This is a genomic window from Peterkaempfera griseoplana, assembly GCF_001418575.1.
Lineage (GTDB): Bacteria > Actinomycetota > Actinomycetes > Streptomycetales > Streptomycetaceae > Peterkaempfera > Peterkaempfera griseoplana.
Genome location: NZ_LIQR01000169.1, coordinates 1 through 11,266, shown reverse-complemented (window position 1 = coordinate 11,266; position 11,266 = coordinate 1). Strand labels below are relative to the sequence as shown.

Annotated in this window: 12 protein-coding genes; 9 read left to right on the top strand and 3 right to left on the bottom strand. The window is 73.7% G+C overall.

The genetic code is table 11. The features are described 5' to 3' along the window. Positions 1-134: 134 nt before the first annotated feature. Positions 135-1,100: an alpha/beta fold hydrolase gene (locus AOK09_RS13750; RefSeq protein ID WP_055587459.1), complete on the bottom strand. Its 966-nt coding sequence runs from the start codon at positions 1,098-1,100 to the stop codon at positions 135-137. Between the two features lie 183 nt (positions 1,101-1,283). On the opposite strand from AOK09_RS13750, the gene AOK09_RS13745 reads away from it, so the two are divergent. From AOK09_RS13745 to AOK09_RS13730, 4 genes are all read left to right on the top strand, one after another. Beyond that, complete coding sequence (locus AOK09_RS13745) at positions 1,284-1,568, top strand: hypothetical protein (protein ID WP_322973171.1); 285 nt, start codon at positions 1,284-1,286, stop codon at positions 1,566-1,568. 255 nt (positions 1,569-1,823) lie between these two features. Beyond that, a complete protein-coding gene (locus AOK09_RS13740) occupies positions 1,824-2,516 on the top strand; it encodes a TetR/AcrR family transcriptional regulator (protein WP_055587458.1) in 693 nt (230 codons plus the stop codon). Positions 2,517-2,662: 146 nt separating this feature from the next. After that, positions 2,663-2,890, top strand: coding sequence for a DUF3107 domain-containing protein (locus AOK09_RS13735; RefSeq protein WP_055587457.1), 228 nt, complete (start codon positions 2,663-2,665; stop codon positions 2,888-2,890). A 210-nt stretch (positions 2,891-3,100) separates the two neighbouring features. Then, positions 3,101-3,391 (top strand): hypothetical protein, encoded by a 291-nt coding sequence (locus tag AOK09_RS13730; protein ID WP_055587456.1) that lies wholly within the window; start codon positions 3,101-3,103, stop codon positions 3,389-3,391. A gap of 98 nt (positions 3,392-3,489) precedes the next feature. Here AOK09_RS13730 and AOK09_RS13725 read toward each other — a convergent pair whose 3' ends face one another. Next, positions 3,490-4,254 (bottom strand): ferritin-like fold-containing protein, encoded by a 765-nt coding sequence (locus tag AOK09_RS13725; RefSeq protein ID WP_055587455.1) that lies wholly within the window; start codon positions 4,252-4,254, stop codon positions 3,490-3,492. A 600-nt stretch (positions 4,255-4,854) separates the two neighbouring features. Here AOK09_RS13725 and AOK09_RS13720 point away from each other — a divergent pair. The 3 genes from AOK09_RS13720 (at position 4,855) to AOK09_RS40795 (ending at position 7,959) form a co-directional block, all read left to right on the top strand. Then, a complete protein-coding gene (locus AOK09_RS13720; protein WP_055587454.1) occupies positions 4,855-6,480 on the top strand; it encodes a DEAD/DEAH box helicase in 1,626 nt (541 codons plus the stop codon). Positions 6,481-6,650: 170 nt separating this feature from the next. After that, positions 6,651-7,523, top strand: a complete 873-nt coding sequence (locus tag AOK09_RS13715; RefSeq protein ID WP_055587453.1) for an alpha/beta fold hydrolase — start codon at positions 6,651-6,653, stop codon at positions 7,521-7,523. 289 nt (positions 7,524-7,812) lie between these two features. Further along, on the top strand, positions 7,813-7,959 hold the full coding sequence (locus tag AOK09_RS40795) for a hypothetical protein (protein WP_169797027.1): 147 nt from the start codon (positions 7,813-7,815) through the stop codon (positions 7,957-7,959). A 118-nt stretch (positions 7,960-8,077) separates the two neighbouring features. Here the strand turns inward: AOK09_RS40795 and AOK09_RS13710 are convergent, their stop codons facing one another. After that, the gene (locus AOK09_RS13710) at positions 8,078-9,271 is read right to left on the bottom strand and encodes an MFS transporter (RefSeq protein WP_055587460.1); all 1,194 of its coding nucleotides are present in this window, start codon (positions 9,269-9,271) and stop codon (positions 8,078-8,080) included. A gap of 214 nt (positions 9,272-9,485) precedes the next feature. Between AOK09_RS13710 and AOK09_RS13705 the strand changes: the two genes are divergently transcribed. Further along, positions 9,486-10,124 carry a DUF6758 family protein gene (locus tag AOK09_RS13705; RefSeq protein ID WP_055587452.1) on the top strand — a complete coding sequence of 213 codons (639 nt, stop codon included), beginning with the start codon at positions 9,486-9,488 and terminating at the stop codon, positions 10,122-10,124. A gap of 138 nt (positions 10,125-10,262) precedes the next feature. Next, complete coding sequence (locus AOK09_RS13700) at positions 10,263-11,120, top strand: PHP domain-containing protein (protein ID WP_055587451.1); 858 nt, start codon at positions 10,263-10,265, stop codon at positions 11,118-11,120. Positions 11,121-11,266 lie beyond the last annotated feature (146 nt).

Below are 11,266 nucleotides of genomic sequence, written 5' to 3'. Positions count from 1 at the left end.
CCCTCCCCGGCGCCGCATCGCACCGCCCGGCAGCCCGTCCCCCACGGCGGCGGGGCCGCCGGCCTCTGCGACCTGGGCACCCGCCTGGGGCGCTGGGCCCCCGGCAGCCCCGCCGAGCGGACCTGCCACCGGGTCTACGGCTGACGTTCCGTCAGCATCTCTTCCGCGTCGGCCGGCGCCGCTCCCGGCCCGGCCTCGGCCACCAGCTCACGGAACGCCCTGGCGACCCGCAGCGGATGCTCCATCATCGCCACATGCCCCGCGTCCGGCAGCACCAGCAGCCGGGCGTCCGGGAAGGCCTGACAGGCCCGCCGGGCGCTGCGGTACGACACCAGCCGGTCCCGCAGCCCGTACACCAGCAGCACCGGCACCGGGACCTGTTCGGCCTGCCGCCACAGCGACTGCCCGCCCCACTCGGTGTACGCCCTGACGATGCCCCGGGCGGAGCGCGCCAGCACATCCATCGCATACGGCAGCTCCATCCGCTGCCGGTACTCCTCCACCGCGTCCGCACGCCGCTCCTGGGGGATCAGCCCCGGATCGCCGTAGACCAGGTCCAGCAGCGCGGCGGTCCGCTGCTCCACGCTCTGCCCGGCGGTCAGCCGGGTGAGCAGCCGGGGCATCCCGGGCACCGCCAGCAGTCCGGTGGGCAGCGCGCTGCGCTGCGGCGGCAGCTCGGGCAACGCCGGGGAGACCAGGGTCAGGGTGCGCACCAGATCGGGGCGCAGGGCCGCCAGCCGCACCGCGACCGCACCGCCCAGCGAGTTGCCGAAGAGGTGCACCGGCCCCCGGCCGGTGATCTCCAGACAGTCGGCGACCGCCCGCGTCAGGCCGGAGACCGACAGGTCGCCGTCGTCGGGCGGCGGTGACTGCCCGAACCCGGGCAGGTCCACGGCCTCCGCGTCCACGTCGTCGCTCAGCTCGGCCATCAGGTCGGCCCAGTTCCGGGTGGAGCCGCCCAGGCCGTGCACCATGACGGCGGGCGGCAGCCCGGGCCTCCCCGGTCCGAGCGAGCTGACCGCCAGCGTGCAGCCGGGCACCGCCACGGTCCGCAACGGGCGCCCGGGGGCGTCGTCCGGGATCTGTCTGTGAACCGTCATGGATCCCGATGCTACGCAGCACCCGCCGCCGCCGTCCGGGGGTCCGCGCGATGCCGGGCGCAGCGCCCCCCGGCGGACCGGTGTGCCGGGGCGGACCCCGGGGCACGCTCTCCTGTGCTCACCAAGGACCAGGCCGCGCGGCCGGGCCCGGCCCGGCCGCACCGGCCCACGCAGGGAGGCACCATGTCCGACACGACGCCGCGCGACGCCCGGGATCTCGGCGAGACGCTGACCGCGGCCCCGGCGCCCGCCGACCCCGACGACATCGAGGAACTGGCGGACCAGGAGGACGCGGAGGCCCCGGAACTCGACATCGAAGCGCCCGAGGCGGACGCCCAGGAGCAGCACCAGGAGCTGCGGCAGCACCGCGACGAACCCGACCCCGGCCGCGCCGGCTACGACGCCAACCCCGCCGACGCCACCGAACAGCGGCGGGTGGTCGACCTGGACGAGGACGACTACCGCTGACCGGTGCGCACCGGTGCGCTGCGTTCTGCCCCCGTACCGCTTGTGGTCTTCCCACAAGTGGAGAGCTGCGGTTTTCTCCGCTCCACCGTGGGCAGGACGGGTTACCCAAAAGTAGGATGGGGACCTTGAAAGGCACCGACCGCACGGCCCCGGCCGCCGGCCGGCCGAAGGGGGTCCGCTGCAAAGGCGCGCGGGCTGCCCTGCGGCATCCGGACGGCGTCACCGCGAGCCGTTGACCGTGATGTGAGGAGCGCCGTGACGGCCATCCAGGACACGGACGAGCGCCCGCGCCCAGGCAGCAGGAGCACTGGACGCCTCCCGCGCAGCGCCCGCCGCAGCCAGCTGCTCGGCGCCGCCCAGGAGGTGTTTGTCGCCCAGGGTTACCACGCCGCTGCCATGGACGACATCGCGGAGCGCGCAGGCGTCAGCAAGCCTGTGCTCTACCAGCACTTCCCCGGCAAGCTGGAGCTCTACCTGGCGCTGCTGGACAAGCACTGCGACGCCCTCGTGGAGGCGATCCGCAGCGCCCTCGAGGCCACTACCGACAACAAGCAGCGGGTGGCCGCGACGACCGAGGCGTACTTCACCTATGTCGCCAGCGAGTCCGGGGCCTTCCGGCTGGTCTTCGAGTCCGACCTCACCAATGAGGAGGCGGTCAAGGAGCGGGTGGAGCGGGTCACCCGGGAGACCGCGATGCTGGTCAGCAAGGTGATCGCGGAGGACACCGACCTCCCCGAGGAGGCCGCGATGCTGCTGGCCGTCGGGGTCTGCGGGGCCTGCCAGGTCACCGCCCGCTACTGGCTGGCCGAGTCCGGCGAGATCCCGCGGGACGAGGCGGTACGGCTGGTCTCCAGCCTCTCCTGGCGCGGCCTCAAGGGCTTCCCGCTGCACGGCAGCGGCTCCTCGGCGGCCAGGGCGGAGGACGAGGGCGACCCCCAGGGCGACTGAAGCCGGGCCCTGCCGCCCGGCCGTCGTCGCGGTCTCGCACGTCAGCGGCGTTCGCCCGGTTAAGGTGGGGCCGTACGGCGCGGAGGAGCCGCGGTTCCGCCAACCCCCGCGCGAGGAACGCTGCAACCCCGGAGGGACGGGAAGCCGTGGAGGTCAAGATCGGCGTGCAGAACGCGGCTCGCGAGATCGTTCTCGAGAGCGCGCAGTCTGCCGATGAGGTCGAGCGGGCAGTGGCACAGGCCCTCGAGGGCGGCTCCAAGGTGTTCACGCTGGCCGATGAGCACGGCCGCCGCGTCATCGTCCCGGCCGAGCGCCTGGCGTATGTGGAGATCGGCGAGCAGGCGGTGCGCAAGGTGGGCTTCGGCACCATCTGAGCCCTGACAGGTACGGCGAAGGCTCCGCATCCCGGCATCCGGGGGGCGGGGCCTTCGCCGTGCCCGTACCGGGCTGCGACGCCGGGGCGGACACGGCGGAGTACTCCGCGCGATCGCGGTAGCGCCGCGAGTAGCTGGGTAGTACCCCATGTGACCGGATTGGCGCCGATTGCCGGTCCGGCCCCGTCTGAGCGGCACAAGGAGGTACCCATGCTCGTGGAGACCGTCGTCCTCGCCTCGGTCGGACTGCTCGTCGGGGCGGCCGCCGCGCTGGTCCTCCCCGGGTACTTCCCCTCGCCCCGCACCCTCACCGTGCTCACCGGCGGCGTCGCCGCCGTGGTCGCCGGTCTGGTGGCGCGGGCCGCGCTGGGCCCGCACCACACCGCACTGCCCGCCGGCGTCGGCGCGGTCACCGCGGGTCTGCTGGTCTCCGTACTGGCCCGGCCCGACCGGGTGCGCCCCGACCGCAGGTCCCGGCGGCACAGCCACCGGCCCGCCTGAGCCGGGGCCCGCGAGTCCCGTCCGGGCGGCCGCCGCCCGCGCCGCCCAGAGGTGTCCGGCGCGGCGGGCGGGGCGGGGCGGCCACCGGCGGCGCCGGATCAGGAGGCCAGGCCGAGGGCGGCCATCCGCCGGGTGTGCGCCTCGGTGATCCGGTTGAACATCTTGCCGACCTCGACCAGGTCGAAGCCCCGCACCTCGGCGCCGCCGATCAGCAGGTTGGAGAGGGCGTCACGCTCGGCGACCACCCGCTGGGCCTGGCTGAGCGCCTCGCCCATCAGCCGCCGCCCCCACAGGGCGAGCCGTCCGCCGACCCGGGGCTCCTGCTCGATGGCGGTGCGCACCTTGGCCACGGCGAACTGGGCGTGCCCGGTGTCCGCCATCACGCTCAGCACCAGGTCACGGGTGTCGTCGTCCAGCCGCACCGCGACCTCGCGGTAGAAGTCGGCGGCGATGGCGTCCCCGACGAAGGCCTTGACCAGGCCCTCCAGCCAGTCGGCGGGGGCGGTCATCCGGTGGAAGGAGTCCAGCGGCTCCACGAAGGGCTGCATGGACTCGTCCGGGTCCGCGCCGATCGCCGCCAGCCGGTCGTGCAGCAGCCGGTGGTGGTGGAACTCCGCCGCCGCCATCTCGGCCAGGGCGGCCTTGTCCGCGAGGTTGGGGGCGAGTTTGGCGTCCTCCGCCAGCCGCTCGAAGGCGCTCAGCTCCCCGTAGGCGAGCGCGCCGAGCAGGTCCACCACCGCGGCCCGGTAGTGGGGGTCGGCCGAGCAGGCCGCCCAGTCGCCGATCGACTCGTGGGCGGCCTCCGCCGCCGTGCCGGCCCTGTCGTCGGCCGCTGTGCGCGCGGCCTCGCCATGAGTGTCCATGCCTCCGCACTGTAGTGCGCGGACCTGCGGCGGAGCAGCCGGACGGGGGCGGTCTGTCGGATGCGTCACGCACGACCCTCTCTGTGGCTGGCGCCCGCCAGGTATGGTGGTAGTGAGGCCCGCCGTGTTCACCCGATACGAGCAGTGGGTACTCACGTACGCGGATGCCCGGTCGGAGGACCGATCGGCTCCGACCAGACAACGCTTCAGTGGCCGAGCGAGGGCCGTCGCGGATCGCGCCGAGTGCGGCGCCGGTCCCGCGCCGGGGCTCTTCGCGGGAATCTCCCGACGCCACGGGGCGCCACGGCCGACAGGCCGGCACGGCTGGTCACGGTGCACGCGAGGGTCGGTATCCCTGTGCGCCGCGGACCGGGCGCGTCGGCCGCCGTACGGCAGCGGCGGCGCCCCGGAGGCTTCAGGGACCGGCGCGGTTGCGCGTCCCACGGGCCTGACGGCCTGCCGGACGCCCGCCGACCTCGCTCCCGGCCCCCACACGGAAGAGGCAGCATCCTGTCCACGTTCAGAGACCTGGGGATCCTCCCCGAGACCGCCGAAGCCCTCGAGGCCGTCGGCATCACCACTCCCTTTCCCATCCAGGAGATGACCCTGCCGGTCGCACTGAGCGGCCATGACGTCATCGGCCAGGCCAAGACCGGCACCGGCAAGACCCTGGGCTTCGGCCTTCCGCTCATCGAGCGCGTGGTGGTCAACGCCGACGTCGAGGCCGGGCGGGCGACCGCCGCCGAGCTCTCCGACTCGCCGCAGGCCCTGGTGGTCGTCCCCACCCGCGAGCTCTGCACCCAGGTGACCAACGACCTGCAGACCGCGGGCAAGGTGCGCAACGTCCGCGTGCTGGCGGTCTACGGCGGCCGTGCGTACGAGCCCCAGGTGGAGGCGCTGAAGAAGGGCGTCGACGTGGTCGTCGGCACCCCCGGCCGCCTGCTGGACCTGGCGGGCCAGCGCAAGCTGGACCTGTCCAAGGTCCGCTCCCTGGTGCTGGACGAGGCGGACGAGATGCTCGACCTGGGCTTCCTGCCCGACGTCGAGAAGATCATCACCATGCTGCCCGCCGGCCGGCAGACCATGCTCTTCTCCGCCACCATGCCCGGCCAGGTGATCAGCCTCGCCCGCCGGTACATGCGCCAGCCGACCCACATCCGGGCCACCGCGCCGGACGACGAGGGCGCCACCGTAGCCTCCGTCACCCAGCACATCTTCCGCGCCCACTCGCTGGACAAGGTGGAGATGCTGGCCCGCATCCTGCAGGCCGACGGCCGCGGGCTGGCGATGATCTTCTGCCGGACCAAGCGCACCGCGGCCGATGTCGCCGACCAGCTGACCCGCCGCGGCTTCGCCGCCGGCGCCGTCCACGGGGACCTCGGCCAGGGCGCCCGCGAGCAGGCCCTGCGGGCCTTCCGCAACGGCAAGGTCGACGTGCTGGTCTGCACCGATGTCGCCGCCCGCGGCATCGACGTGGAGGGCGTCACCCATGTGGTGAACTACCAGTGCCCGGAGGACGAGAAGACCTATCTGCACCGGATCGGCCGCACCGGCCGCGCCGGGGCCTCCGGCACCGCGGTGACCCTGGTCGACTGGGACGACATCCCGCGCTGGCAGCTGATCAACAAGGCGCTGGACCTGTCGTTCAACGACCCGCAGGAGACCTACTCCACCTCCCCGCACCTGTACGAGCAGCTGCACATCGCGGAGGGCATCACCGGCGTCCTGCCGCGTGCCGAGCGCACCCGTGCCGGGCTGGAGGCCGAGGAGATCGAGGACCTCGGCGAGACCGGCGGCCGCGGCCGTGAGCGCGGCCGGGGCGGCGACCGTCCCCGGGGCGGGCGGCCGGGCCGTCGCGGCCCCGGCGGCGACGCCCCCGCCGAGTCCGGCGGTACGGAGGAGGAGCGGCCCCGCCGCACCCGCCAGCGCCGCCGCACCCGTGCCGGATCCGCCACCGACACCGCCGGCACCGACGCCGCCACGGTGACCGCGACCGAGGCGCCCGCCGCCGAGGCCGCGGAGCCCGCCACCGAGGGCGGCGCCGCCCCGCGCCGCCGCCGGCGCTCCCGTGGCAGCGGTTCCGCCGCCAAGGCCGCCGCAACCGCGACCGAGGCGCCCGTCGCCGAGGCCGCCGCGGAGCCCGCCGCCGAGGGCGGCGGCGCGCCGCGCCGCCGGCGCCGCACCCGCCGTCCGGCCGGGGAGGCCGCGGCGCCCGCCGAGGGCTGAGCAGCACACGCACACCGGGTCGCCCCCTGTCACCGCAGCTGCGGTGACAGGGGGCGACGCGCGTCCGGCACCGGGCCGCCGCTTCCCGGACAGACGGCCCGCACAGGGCATGATGACGGTGGGAGCGCTGCCGCTCCCCCCGACATGCACTTCGAGACCGGCGGAGACGGATGAGCACGCCGCCCTTTGTGGCCCTTCCCAGCTGCGCCCGAGCCCTCCGGCTGACCACCGCCCGCGGCGACTTCGCGGCGCTGGAGGCGCTGCCCGACGGCCCGGTGCGGGCCACCGCCCTGCTGGTGCCGGGTTTCACCGGCAGCAAGGAGGACTTCATCGCCCTGCTTGAGCCGCTGTCGGCGGCGGGTCTGCGGGTGGTGGCGGTAGACCAGCGGGGCCAGTACGAGAGCGGCGGCCCCGCCGTCGAGGCCGTCTACGAGCTCCCGCAGCTGGGGCTGGACCTGCTGGCGCTGACCGAGGCGGTGGCGGGCGGCACGCCCCTGCATCTGCTCGGTCACTCGTTCGGCGGATATGTGGTGCGCGAGTCCGTACTGACCGCGGGCACCCCGCTGCCCTGGAGTTCGCTGACCCTGATGAGCACCGGCCCGGCCGCGATCGATCCGAGCGAGGCGGTCCGTACCAAGATGCTGCTGGACGCCCTCACGGTGCTGGATCTGGAGGGCATCTGGCAGGTGATGCGGGAGATGGAGGCGGCCGGCGGCGACCAGCCCGGGCTTCCGTCGCCCGAGGTGGCGGACTTCCTGCACCGCCGCTGGGTCTCCAACGTCCCCCAGTCGCTCTCGGCCATGGCCCGGCAGCTGATCGGCGAGCCCGACCGGGTGGCCGAGCTGGCCGCCGCACCGCTGCCCAAGCTGGTGCTCTCCGGGGACCGTGACTACGCCTGGCCGGTGGCCTGGCAGTCGGAGATGGCGGAGCGGCTCGGCGCCCGGCGGGTGGTGGTCCCCGGTGCCGGACACTCGCCCAACGCCGAGCGGCCCCTGGAGACGGCCCGGGCGCTGCTGGACTTCTGGTCCTCGGTACCGGTCTGACCTGCGATTACGACAAATCACCGGCAGGATTTCGTTAGGCCGGATAAAATTTGAGGTGTTCGGGAATCAGCGGACCCACACATCACGTTGACACCGACGGACACCCTGGCTCCATCCCTCGCCCACACGCGTTCAGGTCGCCGTTTCCTACTTCGCGGTAGAAGATATGCGAAACCCGGACTTTACGGACGGGCAACCGCAACGAAGCAGTAGCACGGCACCGTGACCGTGGGGGGAGCCTTGCCGGCACCATCCAGCTCCTCGTGAGAGGCCAGGAAGGGAGAGGCCCATGCGCTTCGAAATCATGCGACTGGACGACACCGACGGTGTCGCCACCGACCGCTTCATCGCCGACGCCGACACCGTGCGGGAACTGGTCGAGACCGCCGCCGCGACCGGCGAGCGTCTCTACATCCGACCCTGTCCGGCCGCCTGACGGCGACCGCTCCGCAGCAGCGTCGCAGCAGCCCCGCCACCGTGGTCCCGGTGGCGGGGCTGCTGCTCTTCCCCTCAGCACCTTCCGGCGGGATCCCCACCGCCTTCCGACGGGAACCTCAGCTTGGCCGCCGCGCGGCCAGCTCCACCGCCAGCGGGTCATGGGCGCCCACCGTCCGCTCCTCGTGGACGGCGTCGCGCCGCAGGTGCCCGCGCCGCACCACGGCGACCAGCATGGCCGCCACCGCCGCCACCGCGGCCACCACGAAGGGCATGTGGATGTCGAAGTGCTCCTGGAGCTTGGGAGCGACATAGGGAGCGGCGGCCGCGGCGAACCAGCGGACGAAGTTGTACCCGGCCGAGGCGACCGGCCTGGGCGCGTCGGAGATCTCCAGCGCCAGCTCGGTGTAGACGGTGTTGTTCATGCCGATGAAGGCACCGGAGGCGATGGTGGCAACGATCGCCGTGGTGTGCGAGCCGTAGCCCAGCAGCACCAGGTCGGCGGCCATCAGCACCAGCGAGGTGCCCAGCACCCGGATCGACCCGAAGCGCTGCTGCAGCCGGGGCGCCACCAGCACCGAGAAGACGGCCAGCAGCACACCCCAGGCGAAGAAGACGCCTCCACTGCGGTACGGGCTCATGTTCAGCACGAACGGGGAGAAGGCCAGCACCGTGAAGAAGGCGTAGTTGTAGAAGAAGGCGCTGGCGGCGGTGGTGGCCAGGCCGCTGTGGCCGAGCGCCCTGAGTGGATCGGCCAGGCCGGTGCGGCGGGCGGGCCGGGGCTGCTCCTTGAGCAGCGAGGCGATGGCGACGAAGCCGATGGCCATCAGGGTGGCGGTGCCGAAGAAGGGGTAGCGCCAGCTGGCGTTGCCGAGCAGGGCGCCCAGCAGCGGCCCGCAGGCCATGCCGAGGCCCAGCGCCGACTCGTAGAGCAGGATGGCCGACTCGCTGCCGCCGCTCGCGGCGCCCACGATCACCGCCAGCGAGGTGGAGACGAAGAGCGCGTTGCCCAGTCCCCATCCGGCCCGGAAGCCCACCAGCTGCCCCACCGTGTCCGAGGTGCCGGCCAGGGCGGCGAAGACGACCACCAGGGCGAGACCGGCCAGCAGGGTCTTGCGGCCGCCGATCCGGCTGGAGACGAAGCCGGTGATCAGCATGGCCACGGCGGTGATCAGGAAGTAGCTCGTGAAGAGCAGCGACACCTGGCCCGGGGTGGCGTCCAGGCCCTTGGCGATGGACGGCAGGATCGGGTCGACCAGGCCGATGCCCATGAAGGCCACCACGGCGGCACCCGCGGTGGCCCAGACGGCCATCGGCTGGCGCAGGATCCCGGTCTGTGCGCCGCGGTGCCCGCCGGCTGGCCCTGCCTTGGTACTCACTGGACCTCTCCTCCATTTTCTTAGCTCTGCTAATTAATGCTAGCTACACTGGTTGCATTACACAACTCTCCCCCATCGCGCCGCGCACGTGACCCGGTCGGGTGATCGTCCTTGACGTGCCCCTCCTGACGGAGGACCGTTGACGGCTATGAGGGGCGAGCCCAGTTGTCCGAGGTGCGGAGGCCGCGTCCGCGCCCCCGGCCTCTTCTCCGACACCTGGCAGTGCGACACCCACGGGGCGGTGCACCCGCTGCAACCCGTGGTGCCGCCCAGCATCGAGGCGCTCGCGGTGGCGGTCGCCCGGTCCCAGGTGCCGGTCTGGATGCCCTGGCCCCTGCCGGTGGGCTGGCTCTACACCGGCATCGCCCATGTGGGGGACGACCTGTCGGGCGCCCGCGCCACCGCCGTCGCCTGCTCCGGCCCCGGCCCGCTGGGCGGGTTCGGCGAGCTGGTGCTGGTGGCCGAGGAGCTGGGGGTCGGCCTGGGCGCCAGGTACGCCGGGATCGCCGGCCCCGACCCCGGCGGCTCACTGGCCATCGACCGCCCCGCCGACGCCAAGCTGCTGGCCGCCGGCCGGCCCACCCCGATGTGGCACGTCCCCGGCACGCCCGACGACCGGGCGGTCTTCGTCGGCGAGGCCATGGGCCTGTGGATCTGGGCCGTGGCCTGGCCCGAGCGGTCCGGGATGCTGATGTACGACGAGCTGGTGCTCACCGACCTCCGGGACGCCGGGGCCGAGCTGGAGCTGCTGCCGTGCGGCGCCCTGTCGCCGAGGATTCTTTCCTGATCCCGCGGATTGACCTTAAGATCTTCGGCGTGTGGCGCAAACTACAGTAATAACTGTCGTCCTGCGGGCATATCGACGCCACCTGTCGCGCTATCCTGGTGCAGCCCACTCCCCCAGCCCCGTCAGGAGCCCGCAGCCGTGCGCATCGACCTGCACGCCCACAGCAACGCCTCGGACGGGACCGACACCCCGGCCGAGCTGGTCGCCGCCGCCGTGCACGCCGGACTCGACGTGGTGGCACTCACCGACCACGACACGGTGGCCGGGCACGCCGAGGCGGCGGCCGCACTGCGCGCCCTCCCCGAGGGGTCGCTCACCCTGGTGACCGGGGCGGAGCTCTCCTGCCGGGTGGAGGGCATCAGCATGCATCTGCTGGCCTACCTCTTCGACCCCGAGGAGCCCGCGCTGGCGCAGGAGCGCGAGCTGGTCCGTACCGACCGCTTCCGCCGCGGTGAGGCGATCGTGGAGCGGTGCCGCGCACTGGGCGCCCCGATCAGCTGGGACCAGGTGCGCCGGATCGCCGGCGGCGGCGCCGTCGGCCGTCCGCACATCGCCAGCGCGCTGGTCGAGGCCGGGGTCGTCGCCACCGTGAGCGACGCCTTCACCCCCGAGTGGCTGGCCAACGGCGGACGTGCCGACGTCCAGAAGCACGAACTGGACCCGGTCGAGGCGGTGCGCCTGGTGCGCGCAGCCGGCGGAGTGCCGGTCTTCGCCCACCCGGGTGCCGTCAAGCGCGGCCGCACCGTCCCCGACCGGGTGATCGCGGAGCTGGCCGCGGCCGGACTGGCCGGGCTGGAGGTCGACCACATGGACCACGACGAGGAGACCCGGGTCCGGCTGCGCGGCCTGGCCTCCGACCTGGGCCTGCTGGTCACCGGGTCCAGCGACTACCACGGCACCCGCAAGACGGTGCGGCTCGGCGAGCACACCACCGACCCCGCCGTCTACGAGGAGCTGATCGGCCAGGCCACCGGAGCCAAGCCGATCCCCGCCTGACCTGACGCCCGATCCGACGCCCGACCCGACGAAACCCCAAGCAGGCACCGCCCCTGCGCCCCGCCCGCCGCGGGAGACGCCGCAGACGGCGCACCTGCCCGCGGCGCCGCCGCAGGGCCCATCCGCGCTGCTCCCGCGCCCCGGGG